Source organism: Polynucleobacter sp. TSB-Sco08W16 (assembly GCF_018687455.1).
GTDB lineage: Bacteria > Pseudomonadota > Gammaproteobacteria > Burkholderiales > Burkholderiaceae > Polynucleobacter.
In genome coordinates, this window is the sequence record NZ_CP061291.1 from 271,275 (window position 1) to 289,285 (window position 18,011).

24 protein-coding genes are annotated in these 18,011 nt (G+C 45.6%); 9 read left to right on the plus strand and 15 right to left on the minus strand.

What is annotated here, in order from left to right; translation table 11 throughout:
- Positions 1 to 16 precede the first annotated feature (16 nt).
- From queC to tolQ, 7 genes are all read right to left on the minus strand, one after another.
- A complete protein-coding gene (gene queC, locus FD961_RS01435; RefSeq protein WP_215393798.1) occupies positions 17 to 760 on the minus strand; it encodes a 7-cyano-7-deazaguanine synthase QueC in 744 nt (247 codons plus the stop codon).
- Between the two features lie 5 nt (positions 761 to 765).
- The gene (ybgF, locus tag FD961_RS01440) at positions 766 to 1,497 is read right to left on the minus strand and encodes a tol-pal system protein YbgF (protein WP_215393799.1); all 732 of its coding nucleotides are present in this window, start codon (positions 1,495 to 1,497) and stop codon (positions 766 to 768) included.
- Positions 1,498 to 2,004, minus strand: a complete 507-nt coding sequence (pal, locus tag FD961_RS01445) for a peptidoglycan-associated lipoprotein Pal (protein WP_215393800.1) — start codon at positions 2,002 to 2,004, stop codon at positions 1,498 to 1,500. It abuts the gene before it with no gap.
- Between the two features lie 112 nt (positions 2,005 to 2,116).
- The gene (tolB, locus tag FD961_RS01450) at positions 2,117 to 3,406 is read right to left on the minus strand and encodes a Tol-Pal system beta propeller repeat protein TolB (RefSeq protein ID WP_256438057.1); all 1,290 of its coding nucleotides are present in this window, start codon (positions 3,404 to 3,406) and stop codon (positions 2,117 to 2,119) included.
- A gap of 24 nt (positions 3,407 to 3,430) precedes the next feature.
- Positions 3,431 to 4,249, minus strand: a complete 819-nt coding sequence (locus tag FD961_RS01455; protein ID WP_215393802.1) for an energy transducer TonB — start codon at positions 4,247 to 4,249, stop codon at positions 3,431 to 3,433.
- Positions 4,250 to 4,287: 38 nt separating this feature from the next.
- On the minus strand, positions 4,288 to 4,707 hold the full coding sequence (gene tolR, locus FD961_RS01460) for a protein TolR (protein ID WP_215393803.1): 420 nt from the start codon (positions 4,705 to 4,707) through the stop codon (positions 4,288 to 4,290).
- Positions 4,708 to 4,713: 6 nt separating this feature from the next.
- Positions 4,714 to 5,370 carry a protein TolQ gene (tolQ, locus tag FD961_RS01465; RefSeq protein WP_215393804.1) on the minus strand — a complete coding sequence of 219 codons (657 nt, stop codon included), beginning with the start codon at positions 5,368 to 5,370 and terminating at the stop codon, positions 4,714 to 4,716.
- Positions 5,371 to 5,446: 76 nt separating this feature from the next.
- Here tolQ and glyA point away from each other — a divergent pair, with 76 nt between their 5' ends.
- From glyA to FD961_RS01485, 4 genes are all read left to right on the plus strand, one after another.
- Positions 5,447 to 6,691, plus strand: a complete 1,245-nt coding sequence (gene glyA, locus FD961_RS01470; protein WP_215393805.1) for a serine hydroxymethyltransferase — start codon at positions 5,447 to 5,449, stop codon at positions 6,689 to 6,691.
- A 23-nt stretch (positions 6,692 to 6,714) separates the two neighbouring features.
- Entirely contained in the window at positions 6,715 to 7,161 is a 447-nt protein-coding gene (nrdR, locus tag FD961_RS01475; RefSeq protein ID WP_011902126.1) for a transcriptional regulator NrdR, read from the plus strand.
- Positions 7,162 to 7,256: 95 nt separating this feature from the next.
- Positions 7,257 to 7,553, plus strand: coding sequence for a type II toxin-antitoxin system RelE/ParE family toxin (locus FD961_RS01480; protein WP_215393806.1), 297 nt, complete (start codon positions 7,257 to 7,259; stop codon positions 7,551 to 7,553).
- A complete protein-coding gene (locus tag FD961_RS01485; RefSeq protein WP_215393807.1) occupies positions 7,554 to 7,856 on the plus strand; it encodes an addiction module antidote protein in 303 nt (100 codons plus the stop codon).
- Between the two features lie 7 nt (positions 7,857 to 7,863).
- Here the strand turns inward: FD961_RS01485 and FD961_RS01490 are convergent, their stop codons facing one another.
- The 7 genes from FD961_RS01490 to FD961_RS01520 all read right to left on the minus strand — a co-directional run bounded on the left by FD961_RS01490 (position 7,864) and on the right by FD961_RS01520 (position 12,812).
- Entirely contained in the window at positions 7,864 to 8,829 is a 966-nt protein-coding gene (locus FD961_RS01490; RefSeq protein WP_215393808.1) for a GDP-mannose 4,6-dehydratase, read from the minus strand.
- A 1-nt stretch (position 8,830) separates the two neighbouring features.
- Complete coding sequence (adk, locus tag FD961_RS01495; RefSeq protein ID WP_215393809.1) at positions 8,831 to 9,496, minus strand: adenylate kinase; 666 nt, start codon at positions 9,494 to 9,496, stop codon at positions 8,831 to 8,833.
- A gap of 104 nt (positions 9,497 to 9,600) precedes the next feature.
- Complete coding sequence (kdsB, locus tag FD961_RS01500; protein WP_215393810.1) at positions 9,601 to 10,362, minus strand: 3-deoxy-manno-octulosonate cytidylyltransferase; 762 nt, start codon at positions 10,360 to 10,362, stop codon at positions 9,601 to 9,603.
- Between the two features lie 10 nt (positions 10,363 to 10,372).
- Positions 10,373 to 10,552, minus strand: coding sequence for a Trm112 family protein (locus FD961_RS01505; protein ID WP_215393811.1), 180 nt, complete (start codon positions 10,550 to 10,552; stop codon positions 10,373 to 10,375).
- A gap of 79 nt (positions 10,553 to 10,631) precedes the next feature.
- On the minus strand, positions 10,632 to 11,717 hold the full coding sequence (gene lpxK / locus FD961_RS01510; protein WP_215393812.1) for a tetraacyldisaccharide 4'-kinase: 1,086 nt from the start codon (positions 11,715 to 11,717) through the stop codon (positions 10,632 to 10,634).
- Positions 11,718 to 11,733: 16 nt separating this feature from the next.
- A complete protein-coding gene (locus FD961_RS01515; RefSeq protein WP_215393813.1) occupies positions 11,734 to 12,180 on the minus strand; it encodes a biopolymer transporter ExbD in 447 nt (148 codons plus the stop codon).
- A complete protein-coding gene (locus FD961_RS01520; RefSeq protein WP_215393814.1) occupies positions 12,177 to 12,812 on the minus strand; it encodes a MotA/TolQ/ExbB proton channel family protein in 636 nt (211 codons plus the stop codon). The genes FD961_RS01515 and FD961_RS01520 overlap by 4 nt, the downstream gene beginning before the upstream one ends.
- A 314-nt stretch (positions 12,813 to 13,126) precedes the next feature.
- On the opposite strand from FD961_RS01520, the gene xseA reads away from it, so the two are divergent.
- Positions 13,127 to 14,341, plus strand: a complete 1,215-nt coding sequence (xseA, locus tag FD961_RS01525; protein WP_215393815.1) for an exodeoxyribonuclease VII large subunit — start codon at positions 13,127 to 13,129, stop codon at positions 14,339 to 14,341.
- A 34-nt stretch (positions 14,342 to 14,375) separates the two neighbouring features.
- Here xseA and murB read toward each other — a convergent pair whose 3' ends face one another.
- On the minus strand, positions 14,376 to 15,413 hold the full coding sequence (gene murB / locus FD961_RS01530; protein ID WP_215393816.1) for a UDP-N-acetylmuramate dehydrogenase: 1,038 nt from the start codon (positions 15,411 to 15,413) through the stop codon (positions 14,376 to 14,378).
- Between the two features lie 102 nt (positions 15,414 to 15,515).
- On the opposite strand from murB, the gene FD961_RS01535 reads away from it, so the two are divergent.
- Genes FD961_RS01535 through FD961_RS01550 form a run of 4 tightly spaced genes read left to right on the plus strand, consistent with a single transcriptional unit; the run spans position 15,516 to position 17,994 of the window.
- On the plus strand, positions 15,516 to 16,001 hold the full coding sequence (locus FD961_RS01535) for a YajQ family cyclic di-GMP-binding protein (RefSeq protein WP_068947903.1): 486 nt from the start codon (positions 15,516 to 15,518) through the stop codon (positions 15,999 to 16,001).
- Positions 15,985 to 16,917, plus strand: coding sequence for a site-specific tyrosine recombinase XerD (gene xerD, locus FD961_RS01540; RefSeq protein ID WP_371817164.1), 933 nt, complete (start codon positions 15,985 to 15,987; stop codon positions 16,915 to 16,917). Before FD961_RS01535 ends, xerD begins: the two co-directional genes overlap by 17 nt.
- 31 nt (positions 16,918 to 16,948) lie before the next feature.
- Positions 16,949 to 17,581: a glycerol-3-phosphate 1-O-acyltransferase PlsY gene (gene plsY, locus FD961_RS01545; RefSeq protein ID WP_215393818.1), complete on the plus strand. Its 633-nt coding sequence runs from the start codon at positions 16,949 to 16,951 to the stop codon at positions 17,579 to 17,581.
- A 41-nt stretch (positions 17,582 to 17,622) separates the two neighbouring features.
- On the plus strand, positions 17,623 to 17,994 hold the full coding sequence (locus tag FD961_RS01550) for an MAPEG family protein (protein ID WP_215393819.1): 372 nt from the start codon (positions 17,623 to 17,625) through the stop codon (positions 17,992 to 17,994).
- Positions 17,995 to 18,011: the final 17 nt, after the last annotated feature.

The following is an 18,011-nucleotide window of genomic DNA, read 5'->3' on the forward strand; positions in this document are numbered from 1 at the left end:
GAGCTGACTCACTACCTTATTTATTTTTTTGATAGCGTGTTGGATCGCTTACATTAGCCTGCTTAAAGCCTGCTTGTCTTAGGCGGCAAGATTCGCATTCGCCACAGGCTTCACCTAAATCATTAGCTTGATAGCAAGACACTGTCTGTGAGTAATCCACACCAAGAGTGCTACCCAACTGAATAATTTCAGCTTTGGTGAGTTGGATAATGGGCGCATGAACACGGAAGCGATGGTCATTATTGACTGCTTCTACACCAACTTTAGTGGCTAGGTTAGCCATGGCTTCAAAAGAGGATACGTATTCTGGGCGGCAATCAGGGTAGCCCGAGTAGTCTACAGAGTTCGCTCCATAGAACACATCTAAACCACCGAGTGATTCAGCCCAACCTAAGGCTAGAGATAGCAAAATCGTGTTGCGTGCTGGGACGTAGGTCACCGGGATTTCTTGATCTTTGCCTGGAATGATAGGCACAGCAATCGATGAGTCCGTTAATGCTGAGCCACCAAAACGTGTTAAATCGAGATTGACAACTTCATGACGCGCGACGCCAATTTGTTTGGCAATATGTTTCGCAGCAGCTAATTCAGAGGAGTGGCGTTGACCATAGCCTACTGATAGGGCATAAGGCGAGTAGCCCAAGTCTTTTGCTAGCGCAAGCACGGTAGTGGAATCTAAGCCACCCGAAAATAAAATGACTGCAGGTGCCCCAGACTTGCGTGGCGCGATATTCTGAAAGGCTGCAGACAGCTTAGACATGAAGATTACTTAGTAGCGGCGATGAATTGCTGCGCATCTTTAGCCGCATCAGTATCTGGATATTTAGCAATGATCTCGCTAAATGTTTTCTTAGCTGCCGCTTTATTACCACTCTCTAGCTGTGAATTACCCAATGTCAACATCGCTCCTGGAATGCGTGGATGAGTTGGATATTTTTTAATGAGACTTTGTAGTTGGTTGATAGCGCCAGCGTAATCTTTGTTGGCGTATTTGCTATTGCCACCCCAGTAAAGCGCAAGAGGCAGGTAGGGGCTCTTAGGATATTTTGCTGTAAATGCAGAAAATCCTTCATCTGCCTTTTTCAGATTGCCAGCTTGGAACGATTTAAGTGCATCGTCGTAAGCTTTTTTCTCGCCAGGCTGCACCGTGCCACTAACGCCTTCAATCGTTACTGTACGAGGTTCAAAATTACCTAAACGAGTATCTAGATCTTGGTAATAAGTCTTCTGACTAGAAGAAATATCTTCACCTTGTTTCTCCAGGTTTTCAATCTTGCCGCGTAGCTCAGCATTGTCTGCTTTGAGCTTCTCAATTTCACCCTGCAATTCAAGCTGGGTGGTAGCTAAAGACTTACGCAAATCCAAAATAGCCTTACGCGCCTCGTCATCTGAGAATAGAGCCCAAGCACTATTGGAAGCACTTAAGCAAACGAGTGCGGCACTTAAACAAAACGCTCGTGAGAGCGTTTGTTTGAAAGCGTGAGAAGGGCTCTTCATTTAGTTCGTAATGTAAACAATATCAGCGCGGCGATTTTCTGCCCAAGCAGATTCTGTATCACCTTCAGCCTTTGGCTTTTCTTTGCCAAAACTTACTGCTTCCATTTGATCGTCAGATACGCCCATCAAGTTCAATGATTTACGCACAGCATCTGAACGACGCTGACCCAATGCCAAGTTGTATTCAGCAGTGCCACGTTCGTCGGTGTTACCTTGAATGATGATCTTCTGTTTTGGATTTGCTTTTAAGTAGCTTGCATGGGCAGACAACATCTTTTGATATTTGGTCTGAACGGTGTATTCATCAAATCCGAAATAAACACTTTTCTCAAAGAGTGGGCTCTTAGGATCATTCCATGGCTGTGAGCCAAAGCTGCCACTACCACTACCGCTCCCATTGGCACCGTCAGTGTCATCTAATTTCACGCTTGAACAAGCCGCCATCAAAAATGCTGTTGCACCAATCAGGGCAAATGTAGCGGCACGACGTGCGATAGAAACTTTCATGATTTTCCTTTTCCTGCAAACTCTGTAAGTAATTGAATTAGGCCCTAGGCTCATAGCAATATTATGCCCCTAAGCTTCTCAAAAGTGCTTATTTCACCCTGAAAAAGGGTGTTTAGTCCATGAAGGGGCCCCAAGAAGGCTGACGTACATCGGATCCTGGGATGCTAAGCACCTGCTTCGAGTTGCCGTCAACGGAAACTGCCGCTAAGACACGCTTCCCGTTCACTTTAGTTGAGTAGAGAACATAGCGACCATTAGCAGCAAAGGAGGGTGATTCATCGCTTGTACCGTCAGTTAATGCTTGGGCATCACCAGTTGCGAGATTGAGGATGTAGAGTCGATATGCACCACCAATGTTGGCGATGTAGGCCAAATATTTCCCATCTGGAGAAATGCGTGGCGATGTCACAAAGCCTTGCTTAAAGGTAACGCGTTTTGCACCTTCGACCTGCTCGCCATCTGCACTCATGCGATAGATCTGTGGATTGCCCCCACGATCACTTGTGAAGTAAATGTAACGACCATCAGCTGAGTATTGTGGTTCTGTATCAATCGTGCTGCCACGAGTTAAGCGATGCAATCCAGTCCCATCCGCATTAATGCCGTAGATTTGAGTATTGCCATCTTTCGAAAGTGAGATGGCGAGCTGTTTCCCATCGGGTGACCATGCTGGCGCACTATTGTTCCCTTTTTGGTTGGAAAGAGAAATACGACGACCAGTTGCTAATTCATGAACATAGATTACAGGCTTGCGATCTTCAAATGAAACGTAAGCCACTTTCTTGCCATCAGGTGACCATGATGGAGAGATGATCGGCTCTCCGCTATTCATCGCATTGCGAATATTTTGACCATCAGCGTCAGAGATCACGAGGCGATAGCGCTTGCCATCCTTGATTACATAAGATAGACGGGTAGAGAAGACGCCGCGCTCACCTAAGAGTTTGAAGATGATGTCATCGGCAATTTTATGGGCTACTGCACGCAAATTATCGGCGCTGGAGTTGAGATTTAAGCCGCCAAGGCTTTGGGATTTACGAATGTCGAATAATTTGTAATGAATTTCAAATTGGCTGGGGCCAGTCTGAACAACCGAACCAACAGCTAAGGCATCTGCACCACGTGCTGCCCATGATTTGTAATTTGGCGTACCGTCATCACTCTCAACGGCATTACCATTCTCAGTATTTTTAAAGTAACCGCTACGCGCTAGGTCTTGTCGAATGATTTCAGTAACACTAGTGGGTAGTTTGTTTTCATCTTTGAAACGCATGACTGCGATCGGATAAAGCGATTGACCAACACCAGTGATTTCAATATTCATCTGCGCAAATACTGGACTTGCAATACTGAAGACTAAAGCGGCAAGTGCAATATTGACGAATTGCAATTTAAAAACCATTTTTTTCATTAACTGCAACATGCTTTAGTCCTTGGGTTTAAAGGTCAACTTCACTTCGCGTTGTGGAATCTTGCCATTGTCATCTTTAGGCAGACTTTCTGCACGTGAAAGCGCTAAGAGCACAGCTCGATCCCAGCTTGGGTTGCCGCTAGAAGTTAAGACACTGGTACTCAGAATAGCCCCGTCTGGCGCAAGGTTCACTTGGATGACTGCTGCAGGGTTACCGCTAACGGATTCTGGATTAAAGACGATAAGCGGCTTCACTTTTTTAATTACTTTATCTGTCCAGCCTGGGGGCGCATTGCCACCACCACCGACACCATTGCCAACAGTACCCCCGCTGCCACCCTCAGCACCAGCGGCAGCTCGTAGTCTTGCTAATTGATCGGCGCGTACTTTTTCTGCCGCAGCATTTGCTTTTGTTTCGGCTGGGGATAGCGCTTTAGGAGCCTCTACTTTTTTAGGCTCTTCTTTCTTTGGCTTTTCCTTCTCTTTTGGTGGAGGGGGTTTCACTGCTTTCGGGGCCTCTTTGACTACTTCCTTTTTAGGCGGCTCTTTTTCTACTTTCTTTTTCTTAACCGAAATATCAGCAGCCTCTTCTTTCACGGCTGTTTTGAGTTCCGGTTCGGGCGGCACTTCAACCTGAGGAGTTGAATCCCAAAGCTCTACTTCAACTCCAGCAGGAGTAGAGTTATTCCAGCTAATACCAATAACTAAAAAGGCAAGTAATCCTAAATGCGCAATTAAAGAAAAAGTAAATGCTCGCTTAGTGCTTTCCTGTTTGGTAAAGCGTCCTCGCTTAAAAGGAGAGAGAGGAGATTGAAAGGTAGATGCGCTATTCATTAATCAATAGAGACTGCGTCGGTATCTTGCATCAGCGTTTATTGACTTTTGACTGCTAGGCCAACCCGTTTGACGCCATTTTCCTTGAGCTTAGACATGACATTCATCACGGTTTCATATTTGATTGATTTATCTGCCGCAACTACTACTGGCTGATCGGCTGATTTTTCAGCTTGGCTTCTTGCAAACGCACCAAGCTCAAACGGAGTTAAGGTTTGAGTGGGCTCACCATCTTTACGAACAATAACATTTTCATTGGCATCGATGGTTAAAAAGATAGGGGGTAAGGATTGCACTTTAGCTCCACCAACAGTTGGTAGATTGACTACGCCCGGATTCACCATAGGTGCGGTAACCATAAAGATGACCAATAGCACCAACATCACGTCGATATATGGCACAACATTAATGTCGGACATTGCCCGACGTTTTGATTTACGCAAAGAAGAGGCAGCCATGACTAATTAACGACCTGCAGTTTGACGTTGCAGAATATTCGTGAACTCTTCAATAAAAGTTTCAAAACGAATGGCGAGGCGATCAACATCCGTTGCTGCGCGGTTATAAGCGACTACTGCAGGAATCGCTGCAAACAAACCAATCGCTGTTGCGATTAATGCTTCAGCAATACCAGGGGCAACCGCAGAGAGTGTTGCGTTCTGAACGTTGGCTAATCCGCGGAAGGAATGCATGATTCCCCACACAGTTCCAAAAAGACCAATATAGGGGGATACAGATCCGACGGATGCCAGGAATGGAAGATTGGCTTCTAGGGCATCCATTTCACGTTGGTAGGTTGCTTTCATGGCGCGGCGGGCGGCATCAATTTCACGAACTTTCATGAACTCTTGCATTCCAGCCTCAAAGATGTGTTCTAGAACAGCGTCGCTGCGGGTATTGCGCTGGGCAGCCTCTAGGAGGGTGTTGAGATCGCCGCCTGACCAGAAATCTCGCTCAAAACGCTCAGTATCTTGCCTAACCCCTCTCAAAACAGCAGTTTTCTTGAAAATAATGGTCCAGGAGGCAACGGACATCCCTAGTAATAACAACATTACTAACTGGACTAATAGGCTGGCATTGAGGACGAGGGAGAGGAATGAAAGGTCTTGTGTGGTGGTCATGGTGGATTTTGTATGATGTAGGTTGATTTTACTAAGTTAATTAACGCAGCAATCCAACTTCTTCAGGATTATTACCATGTTTGACCGTCAGAACACCTTAGCCAAAACCGATCCCCAGTTATGGGCAGCCATTCAGAACGAAAACAAGCGTCAAGAAGACCATATTGAGCTCATTGCCTCTGAGAACTACACCTCTCCAGCGGTTATGCAGGCCCAGGGCTCCCAATTGACGAATAAGTATGCCGAAGGCTATCCAGGCAAGCGTTATTACGGCGGCTGTGAATTTGTTGATGTTGCTGAGCAACTCGCAATTGATCGTGTCAAAGCCTTGTTTGGTGCTGAGGCGGCTAACGTGCAGCCCCATTGCGGCGCATCTGCAAACCAAGCGGTTTTCTTGGCCTTCTTAAAACCTGGCGATACCTTTATGGGTATGAGCTTGGCTGAAGGAGGTCACTTGACCCACGGCATGGCATTGAACATGAGCGGTAAATGGTTCAACCCGATTGCTTACGGTTTAGACAAAAATGAAGAAATTGATTACGAGCAAATGGAACGTTTAGCTCGCGAGCACAAGCCAAAGTTGATTATTGCTGGTGCTTCTGCTTACTCAAAGAAAATTGATTTTGAGCGTATTGGTAAATTAGCAAAAGAGGTGGGCGCTATTTTTATGGTCGACATGGCGCACTATGCTGGTCTCATTGCGGCTGGTGTTTATCCAAATCCAGTACCGCATGCCGACATTGTTACTTCCACTACACACAAGAGTTTGCGTGGTCCACGTGGCGGTATCATTTTGATGAAGGCTGAGCATGAGAGGGCCATTAACTCTGCAGTCTTCCCAGGCTTACAGGGCGGACCTTTGATGCATGTGATCGCTGGTAAGGCTGCAGCGTTTAAAGAGGCGCAAGAGCCTGGTTTTATTGATTATCAAAAGCAGGTAGTTGCCAACGCTAAAGCATTAGCAGAGACTTTAATCTCACGTGGTCTACGGATTGTTTCTGGTGGTACAGACTCACATGTCATGTTGGTAGATCTGCGCGCGAAGAAGATGACTGGTAAAGAAGCTGAGCGTGTCTTGGGTGAAGCCCACATTACTTGTAACAAGAACGGTATTCCGAATGATCCAGAAAAGCCAATGGTGACCAGCGGTATTCGTTTGGGTTCACCAGCAATGACGACGCGTGGCTTTAAAGAGGCTGAGGCCCGTCAAGTGGGCAACTTCATTGCGGATGTTTTAGATAATCCAAATGATGCAGAAAATATCGCTAAGGTTCGTGCTCAAGTTTCTGAGTTAACAAAGCGCTTTCCTGTTTACGGTTAAGCCAGTAGAGAAAGAAGCTCACATTGCGCTGCCCTTTTTGCCATAACGACGATACCCAGGTTTTAGATACCCGGGTATCGGATGAGGGCGATACGATTCGTCGTCGTCGCCGTTGTGCCAAATGCGATAAGCGTTTTACAACCTATGAGCGGGTTGAGCTGGTATTGCCTGCAATCGTTAAAAAGAATGGTAGCCGGGTGGAATACAGTCACGATAAGTTGGCGAGTTCACTCAAATTGGCTCTTCGTAAACGCCCCGTATCATCCGATTCAGTGGATGAATCGATTGCGCGTATCGAAGAAAAGCTTCTGAGCTTAGGCGAAAAAGAGATCCCTAGTGAGCGCGTAGGTGAGCTGGTGATGCGAGAACTCAAGCGTCTTGATAAGGTGGCCTACATTCGGTTTGCCTCCGTCTACCGAAGCTTTGCAGATATCGAGTCTTTTGAAAGCGCGCTCAAAGAGCTGAAGTAGTAGCAATTCTCAAACCCCCTTTTAAGTATTTCAAAGTCCACGCCATTCTTGAGGTTACTTGTTATATACTGTAACCAATTGATTACAATTGATGCATGTATGAAATCAATAAAACAGATGAGTTTGATGCGTGGTTTAGTGGTATTCGAGATCCCATAACACGCGGCCGATTGCCTTCAAGGCTTCGTAAGGTGTCGCTTGGTAGCCTGGGAGATATAGCGCCAGTAGGTGCTGGGGTATGGGAGATGCGTGAGCATTTTGGCGCTGGCTGGAGAATGTATTACGTACAACATAGAAAAACTATCATTTTGATGCTGGGTGGAGGGTGTAAATCTGCCCAAGCTACTGATATTAAGAGGGTTAAGAAATTACTTCTAAGCTTAGAGGATTAAATGAAAATTAGCAAAAAGATAAAAAATAAAAATTTTTCAAAGTTTGATGTAGTGGATTATTTAAAAACAGAAAAAGATATTGCAGGATATCTTTCCGCTGTACTTGAGGATGGTGATCCTGCCTTATTTGTTGCTGCAATTGGTGATATTGCTAAAGCAAAGGGCATGACTGAAATTGCCAAAAAAAGTGGTGTCACCCGCGAATCTTTGTATAGGGCATTAAAGATAGAGGCTAGACCGCGTTTTGAGACGGTGGCAAAAGTAGTTCATGCGCTTGGCATGAAGCTAAGCGTGCATGCCTAAGTAAGACTTAGATTAACTTCGCTTGTTCAGCGCACATCATCTTAATAACGCCATCAATATCGGTTGGCTTGTTCCAGCCCAATTTCTTAATGGCTTTCTCGGGGTTGCCAACACTAGAAACGATTTCATTAGGGCGAAAGAAGCTTGGTTCGATCTCAACATATTTTTGCCAATCCAGATCAAAGTATTCAAAGGATTTAGCTACAAAGTATTTGAGGGATTCTTTTCTGCCAGTGGCAATCACAAAGTCGTCGGGCTGATCGAGTTGCATCATGAGCCACATTGCCTGAACGTACTCAGGGGCCCAGCCCCAGTCACGCGATATATCTAAATTACCCAGTTGCAATTTATTAAGTTGACCAGCCTTGATCTTGGCGGCGCCGGCAATAATTTTTTGCGTCACAAAGCGCTCAGGACGCAAGGGAGATTCATGGTTAAACAAGATACCTGTGCAGGCATATAGGCCATAAGATTCACGGTAACTATTAATCAGCCATTTGGCGGTAGATTTGGCGACTGCATAAGGGCTACGTGGTGCAAATGGCGTTTGTTCATTTGCTGGTGTATCGCCAGTATCACCAAAGCACTCACTTGAACCTGCATTGTAAAAACGCACAGGCTTGTTGAGAAGGCGAATTACTTCCAAAATATTCAAAGTGCCAATTGCAATACTTTCGATGGCTTCCACTGGTTGATCAAACGAGAGTCCTACAGAAGTTTGACCAGCCAGGTTATAGATCTCATCTGGGTTGGATTCCTGGATGGCATTAAAGACGCTTCTAAAGTCATTAATCGATACGGAAATTAATTTGACTTGTGAGCGAATGCCAAGAATATTGAGGTTATTAAAAGATGAGGCCATCACATCGCGTGAAGAGCCCGTTACTTGATACCCTTTGGATAGGAGGTGCTTTGCTAAATAAGCACCGTCTTGCCCGGTAATGCCAATAATGAGTGCTTTTTTAGATGCCAATTTACTTCAGTGCAGCAAAGATTGAGGAAGTGATGTCCTCTACGTTTCCGGTGCCGCTGACCTTACGGTAAGCAGGTGCCTTGACTTTATCGCTTGAGCTAGCTTGCGTTGCCCATGAGGAGTAGTACTCTACCAAAGGGCGAGTTTGGTCGTTATATACCTGCAGGCGCTTACGAACTGTTTCTTCTTTATCGTCATCACGCTGGATTAAAGCATCGCCAGTTACATCATCCTTGCCTTCAACCTTGGGGGGATTGAACTTAATGTGATAAGTGCGGCCAGAGGCTGGGTGAACACGACGACCGCTCATGCGATCGATGATGGCATCGAATGGAACATCGATTTCTAAAACGTAATCGATTGGCACGCCAGCATCTTTCATGGCTTGTGCCTGAGGAATGGTTCTAGGGAAACCATCAAACAAATAGCCCTTGCTGCAATCTGGTTGAGTCAAGCGATCTTTAACCAAGCCAATAATGATGTCGTCAGAGACTAGCCCGCCGGCATCCATAATTTTTTTAGCAGCAACACCCAGTTCAGTTCCAGCTTTCACGGCAGCGCGCAACATGTCGCCAGTGGAGATTTGTGGAATAGCAAATTTTTCACAAATGAACTGAGCTTGTGTGCCTTTTCCAGCACCAGGTGCACCGAGCAGAATTAACCGCATTGTTTTCCCCTTATAAGATTTGTAATTGTCCCGTATTTTGTCGGGATCCTTTATATCTAATGCCTAGGATTATCCCCGAGAAACGGCAATCCACCCTTCAATTGCTAGGAGTTCGCCAGGAGGCTTCTAACGCGTTCGAGGTCTTCGAGGGTGTCAACCCCCGCTGGTGGGCTCTCAGTGGCTGTATAAACCGCAATACGATAGCCATTCCAGAGGGCGCGAAGCTGCTCTAAGGCTTCTGCTTGTTCTGGGGGTGCAGGCTCTAAGCGAGAGTAGGCCTGTAAAAAATCAGCTCGATAAGCGTAAATGCCCAGGTGCCTCAAATGCATTACCTTTTGCTCTGGCTTTGCATCTCTTACAAAAGGAATGGGGGCTCTTGAAAAGTAGAGGGCTTCACCCGCTCTATTGAGGACCACTTTAACGACGTTGGGATTTTGAATTTCACCATCATCATGAATTGGTACGGCTACTGTCGAGATGGCGCATTCCACATGATCAGCCAAAGTTTGAGCCACTTGATTAATTAATTCAGGGGGTATGAGCGGTTCATCACCTTGAACATTGACCACTAAAGTATTGCTAGGGAGTTTTAATAATTGTGCTACTTCCGCAAGGCGATCGGTACCGGTCGGGTGGATCTCACTAGTCAACAAACATTCAATACGATGCTCATCACACGCTGCTTGAATTTCTGCTGAATCGGTTGCAACAATTACGCTCTGGGCTAAAGATTTTTTAGCTTGTTCTGCAACACGCACTACCATGGGTTTACCGCCAATATCAGCCAACGGTTTACGCGGCAACCGAGTAGAGCCTAGCCTTGCTGGTATGACAACCAAAAAGTCTAGAGATTGGGTTGCACTCATTTGGAGTTGCTTAGAGAACTTCGTCAGCAGTCATACTGCGCGCTTCTTCAACCAGCATCACTGGGACATCATCCCGAATTGGATAGGCTAAACGATCAGCCTTACAAATCAGTTCATGTTTTTCTGCATCTAAATGCAGTTGGCTTTTGCATAAAGGGCAAACCAAGATATCAAGTAGGCGTCTGTCCATAATTATTTCAAATAAAGGGTATGAGAAAAGAGTGTAGCGCTTAACGTATTAAGTGGACAGTTAAATAGAGTTACAAGGCTTATAAAGTGTAGCGACGGGGGTCTGGCCTTTGCAAAATGGATTGCAGCCAATCCATCAGATTATCTGGCAAATGCAGTGACATTGGCACAACCCAAATACGTTCATCTAGGATGCCTGTGCATTTAACCGCATCTTTCTCGGTAATGAGGATGCATTGCGCTTTGATGGCAGTAAAGAATTCTGGTGTGTAAGTGGCGTGGTCCGGAAGCGGAATTTGTTTACCAGTAATACCTTGCTTTGCTAAATCATTAAAAAAGCGTTTTGGATTGCCAAGACCTGCAATCGCAGTCATGTTCTTTGGCAAAAATTGCTCAGCAATTTGCTCGAACGATTGCGTTTTAGAGGTGTTGATGAGTTGGTATGGAGTACCTAGGCGACTTACTAAGTTAAACAATCGGCGACCTAAGAAATACTCATCCAGAATGCCGCTTTTTTGATTCTTAGGCGTGCCAGTAAATAGCGTCGCATCGCGCTCACGTGTGGCAGGCTCGCGGAGTGGACCCGCAGGAAGTAGGAAGCGATTGCCTTCGCCTCGATCATCACGGACTACAAACTCAATATCGCGACCACCTTCACGAGCGGGCCAGCGAATGAGTCCGCGGTGCTGAAGGCCATCATCGCTAATGATGACGTTGACCTCAGGAGTATGTTTGAGTAGAGCCTTAATGCTTTGTTGACGCTTGGGAAAAACCCAAATCGGAAATTGATCCCCAGTTCGTTTTGCGATCAATGCAGGTTCGTCGCCTACTAAAGCGGGGTCTGAGCTACTGCTTACTTGCAGAGGAGAGGTTTGGCTTGATGCTCCATAACCCCTGCTAATAATTCCAGGTTTCCAGCCCAGTTGCGATAGTTGTTCTGCTAGTGCAATCACGATGGGCGTTTTACCTGTGCCGCCAACCCGAATATTGCCAACAATAATGATGGGTACTGGAGCGGGCTTGACCTTGGAGAGATCTAAATCATGAATCAGTTTACGAATACGCAAGGCAACACCATAAAGCCATGAGAGTGGCCACAGTAAGAGACTGGTTGGGCCACGTCTTTCCCAAAATTGAGGAGCTTTACGAAAAAAAGATAGCGCCATATTCTTTTCCAGTTGCCTATTTTTTTGTTTGGCTACTAAAAACAATATTACTCAGATTGGCATCACGTGCCGCCTCTAAGGCAGTCATCACCGCTTGATGTGGAGCCTTAGCATCCGCATCGATATTGACTTGAAGGCTGCTGTCCTTGCTGCTCAGTTGCGCTAAGGCATTACTCAATTGAGATGGATCTGTAACCTTGCCGTTAATTGCAAAGCGACCATCACGACTCACAGCAACGTGTACTTGTTTGCTCTCTGTCTGAGTCTCACTACCATTAGCAGTTGGTAAAGTAATTGCTAATTCTTGATAGCGTGTAAAGGTAGTGGAGATCATCAAAAAGATGAGCACTACCAACAAGACATCAATAAATGGAATGAGATTAATTTCTGGCTCAGCAGAAACTGCTGTAGTTCCTAGAGAAAATCTTCCCTTTGCTTGTGAGTGTGTATCTAACCAACTCATTGCATTGATTCGGTTGGGTATAGTTTTTTAAATAACTGGCGCGTGAACTCTTCGCACTCACGCTGACGTTGGTTTGCGATTGCACGTAATGCGCGCCAAGCGGCCAGCGCAGGAATCGCAATCATCAAACCAAATGCAGTGTTGTAAAGCGCAACAGAGATGCCGTGCGCAAGTTGTTGAGGGCTACCAGCACCATTGATGGCTCCTTGACTACCAAAGATTTCAATCATGCCCACTACAGTGCCAAATAAACCTAGCAACGGGGCTATGGTGGCAATCGTCGCCAGCGCTCCTAGATAGCGATCAAACTTGAGCCAAGTTGCTTGTGCCACTGCTTGCAGTTCTTCTAATGCCGATTGAGCATGATTGCCTGCAGATTTCTCACGCAAAGCGCAGGCAAGCAAAGGGCTTGCCGGGGATAGTTGAGTTAGCTGTGCCATTTGCTCATTGGGCAATGTTTTTTGGCTCAGCAACTGATTGGCAGAGGAAAAAACCGCTTCTAGACTACCTTTAGGAAAAATATGAACTTGGCGCAGATACCAGCTGCGCTCTATAACAATGGCTAAGCCAATGATCGAAATGATTAAAAGGGGCCAAATAGGCCAGCCGGCAGATAGTAAGATGGAGTACATAAGCTCAGTACTTTAGCTGAATTAAGAAGCCTCTTTCAGAAAGCTTGCCTGTGGATAACTCTGTGCAAAACTTTTTTCTGGGGATGCTCTAAGTCCTTGATTGATGGTGGGAGTAGTGAAAAACCCTGAAAAGCACCGTCTTATATCGGGATAAATTTATTAGATAAATCAAAGGCTTACATTTTAACTGTAGTATTTATGAGACGTTTCGGGTCAGTAACTACTTACTTATGAGCATTAAACCAAGGGCCAATAGGCTTCTGTGGATATTTATTACCGTCTAAGCGAGAAGGCTTGGGGAGCAAAGAGAAAAAATGTCGGAAATATCAAGAGAAATTCTGTCTGTCGGCGATCTAAACCGCGCCATTGCTCAATCTTTGGAGGATCGTTTTGACACTGTCTGGGTTAGCGGGGAGATTTCGAACTTTAAGGCCTATGAGAGTGGACACTGGTATTTCTCGCTCAAGGATGAAGAGGGTCAAATTCGCTGTGTGATGTTCCGTGGCCGCAATGGCCAGGTTGGTTTTATGCCGCAATCAGGTGATTTGGTTGAAGTCAGCGCGAGCTTGGGAATGTATGTTCCAAGAGGGGATATTCAGCTCACAATTCAAACTTTACGACGCGCTGGTATGGGTGGCCTATACGAAGCTTTTTTAAAGCTCAAAGCCAAGCTGGCAAAAGAAGGTTTGTTTGATGAAGATCGTAAAAGAGCAATACCAACGCATCCGCGATCAATCGGCATCATCACTTCACCGCAAGCTGCAGCATTAAAAGATGTGCTCAGTACTTTAGCCAGGCGTGCGCCACATATTCCAATTGTGATTTATCCAACCCTAGTGCAAGGCCCTGATGCTCCTGCAGGAATCATTGCTGCACTGAAAGCTGCAGCAAAAGAACAAGCGGTGGATGTGATTTTGCTAGTACGTGGTGGGGGAAGTATTGAAGATTTGTGGGCATTTAATGATGAGCAATTGGCATATGCCATTGCAAGCTCCCTTATTCCAGTGGTAAGCGGTGTTGGTCATGAAACCGATTTCACAATTGCTGACTTTGTTTCTGATCTGCGTGCACCAACACCAACGGGGGCTGCAGAGTTGGCCGCTCCTCGCAGAGATCAAATGTTGCAGGAGCTCGATGCCATCATGCAGGCCCTACTCCAGCGCATTAATCAACGGGTAGAGCGTGAGGCGCAAACCCTGGACCAGCTTGCCTTAAGACTAAGCCATGCTTTACCGAACCCAGACCGCATGCGTGAGCAAATTGCGAGTTGGCAGCAGCGCCTCAATCAAGCTTGGTCGGTGCGAATGGAAAATTGGAAACGCAATCAAACTCATTACCAATCACAATTGGAGATGCTAAACCCGCAAAGAACTTTAGAGCGGGGCTATGCAGCAGTACTGAATGTCAATGAAGGTTTTCATGCAGCACGCAAACCAGGCGATTTGCATCCTCAGGTCGAATATGAAATTCGCTTAGCAGAGGGCGCGGCAACGGTACAGTTTGAAAAAGTCAGCGCCTTGAAAAAATAGAGATGCAAATAGAAAAAATTAAAGAACGACAAAACTACAAAATATTTGGCTCGATCTCTAAGTGCACGCCAAATTCTTTTTTAACTTTCTCCTGGATGCATTTAGCAAGACCCAAAATATCTTGGGCCGTGCCATTACCGTGATTGACCAGGACTAGAGCTTGATTTTCATAGACACCAACATTTCCCATACGTTGGCCTTTGAAGCCACATTGGTCAATTAACCAGCCGGCAGCTAGCTTGCGCTTGCCGGTGGCATCTGGGTAAGAAGCAAGCCCTGGATACTCATGAAGCAGGGTTTCATATTGCTCATTAGGTACGATGGGATTCTGAAAGAAGCTACCTGCATTACCGATGACTTTTGGATCTGGCAGTTTATGAGTGCGAATTTTACAAACCGCTAAAAAAATTTCTTCAGGGCTTGGACTAGATTGTTCGGAAAACTGTTTTGCCAAATCTACATAATGAATACGTGCTTGCCATTGCTTAGGAAGTCTAAAGACGACCTTTGTCACAATAAAGCGTTGGGGATTTTTCTTAAAGTAGCTATCGCGGTAAGCAAAGCAACATTCTTCATTTGTAAGGGTGACAAAGGCATGGCTATTGGCATCGTAGGCGTCAACAGAATCGATGTACTCACCAATTTCAACTCCATAAGCGCCAATATTCTGAATAGGTGCGGCACCTACCGTACCTGGAATAAGAGCTAAGTTCTCTAGACCTGGCAAATTATTCTCTAAGGCCCATGCAACAAAGTTATGCCAATTTACGCCACCACCAACGGCTATCAGAGTCGAATTGGTATCGGAGGAAATAATTTCTTGCCCCGCGATATTCATCAACAAGGTTGCACCGGGTAAAACCGTTGGCAAAATGACGTTGCTGCCACCGCCTAGAACGCGCCAAGGTAATTTCTTCTCGGCTATTTGCGTCATCACTGCTGGAATTTGATCGGGAGCGGTAATTTCATAGGCGAGCTCTGCGCTTGCCTCAAACCCAAAGGTATTGCGATGCTTAAGACCGAGGTTTGGGCTCGATTTTGGGCTTGGATGGGCATTTGATGCAAAGTTCATGCCACAATCTTATTCGAATGTCTGCCAAGTGCGCAGATAATTGCAAGATAACTTAAATCAATATTAAATAGATTAACCAAGAGATTAACCAAGGAGTAAAAAATGCCCTCATTTGACGTAGTTTGCGAACCGGATATGGTTGAGCTTAAAAATGCGATTGAGCAATCTAATAAAGAAATTAGTAATCGTTTTGATTTCAAGGGTTCAGATAGCCGAGTAGAGCAAAAAGACGAAACTCTTATCTTGTTTGGTGACGACGACTTTAAATTGGGTCAAGTGCGTGATGTGCTTTTTGGCAAGATGGCCAAACGTAACGTGGATGTTCGTTATCTGAAAGATGACAAAAAAGAGACTATTGGTAGCGATAAACGCAAGCAAACTATGAAGATCCAAAAAGGAATTACTTCAGAGCTTGCTAAAAAAGTTGTCCGTATCATCAAGGACAGCAAGATTAAAGTCCAGGCAAGCATTCAGGGTGATGCAGTACGTGTCACTGGTGCCAAGCGTGATGATCTTCAAGCAACGATGGCTTTATTGAAAAAAGACGTTACCGAAGCGCCATTGGGCTTTAATAATTTCCGTGACTAATGATTCTCCCGCGATAGCTCCAGCAAGCGAAGCAGCGATCGAACGTTTTTGTGATGCTTGCTGGCTAGAGGATGGATTGGCCAAGAACAGTCTATCGGCATATCGTAGAGATTTATTGTTATTGGCTCAGTGGCTCCATAAGGAGTCTGGCGCTGATCTATATTCAGTCCAGGAAAAAGATCTCACTGCTTATATTGCGCATCGTCGTGCAGATAAGGCTACTACTGCTAATCGTCGTCTGACGGTATTCAAACGTTTTTATCGACATGCTTTGCGTATTAATTTAGTCAAGAACGATCCATGTATTGGATTACGTGCTGCAAAGCAGGCATTACGTTTTCCAAAAACATTGAGTGAAGATCAAGTAAGCGCTTTACTTAATGCGCCAGATATCGAAACACCTTTAGGTTTACGTGATCGTACGATGCTAGAACTCATGTATGCGAGTGGCTTGCGCGTCTCAGAAATCGTCTCCCTGAAAACCGTTGCGCTAGGTTTAAATGAGGGTGTGGTCAGGGTAGTTAATGGCAAGGGAGGCAAAGAGCGATTAGTGCCGTTTGGTGGTGAGGCAGGTCAGTGGCTCGGTCGATATTTGGCTGAGGCCCGCACTCCCTTGTTGGAAGGTAAAACAACGGATGCCGTTTTTGTGGGGCGCCATACTGGAACGGGGCTTACAAGGCAGGCATTTTGGGCGTTGATCAAGCGTTACGCCACGGTTGCTAATATCCCAGTAGCTCTTTCACCTCATACACTGCGTCATGCCTTTGCAACCCATTTGCTCAATCATGGGGCTGATCTTCGGGTAGTACAGTTGCTGTTGGGCCACGCAGATATCTCTACTACCCAGATTTATACCCATGTGGCAAGAGAGCGTCTTAAATCGATCCATCAGCAGCATCACCCTCGTGGATCATGATTGGAGTAGCAAAAGTGATTAAGATGATGCTATGACTCTGACTTTAGATTTTTTGCTCATTCCAATCGCCTATCTCATCGGCTCTATTTCATTTGCGGTTGTGGTGAGTAAGTGTATGAACTTACCCGATCCCCATTCTTATGGTTCCGGTAATCCTGGCGCTACCAATGTGTTGCGTACTGGCAATAAATTAGCAGCCGCGCTCACTTTTTTGGGTGATGCACTCAAAGGTTACTTTGCAGTCATGCTTGCACGAGTGTTACTAGGTGACCAGTCGTTAACGAGCACCTTAGGTTCTTGGGTCTTGTGTGGCGTAGTGGTTGCTGTTTTTTTGGGGCATTTATTTCCGATATTTCATGGCTTTAGAGGTGGCAAAGGAGTCGCGACAGCTTGCGGAATTTTGTTTGGCGTCAATGTAATCCTGGGTGCCGCTACCTTAAGCACCTGGATTATTGTGGCTGTATTCTTGAGATATTCATCTTTAGCTGCATTGGCTGCAGCTGTATTTGGACCTATCTATTTTGTATTCCTATTTGGCTTTCAGCCGATGGGAATTGCACTCTTGTTAGTTTGTATTCTCTTGATTTGGCGTCATCGTAGCAATATTAGGAACTTACTCAATGGCACTGAGAGTCGTATCGGCTCTAAGAAGAGTAAGAGCTGAAGTCATGGCTAAAGTAGCTCAACAGTAAAGAAAGTATCCCTATGACAATCGCTTATGCCTGCATTCTATTTATGGGATTATTCCCATATGTTGCCGCCGGAATTGCCAAGAAGGGCTTTGAGCAATATGACAACAGTATGCCAAGGCAATGGTTAGCCAAGCAAACAGGTTTTAGGGCGCGCGCTAATGCTGCCCAAGCTAATCTCTTTGAATCTCTGCCACTCTTTTTTGCGGCAGTGATTATTGCCAGTATCGCTAATGCACCTCAGGCCAGAGTTGATCTTCTTGCCACTGGTTTTGTTATTGCTCGCATTGCATATCTCGTATGCTACATCGCCAATTGGCCCACTACTAGATCGATCGTATGGTTGCTAGGGCTTATTTGTATCATTTCCATCTTCTTTCAGGTCTAAATAGAGCAACCATCAAT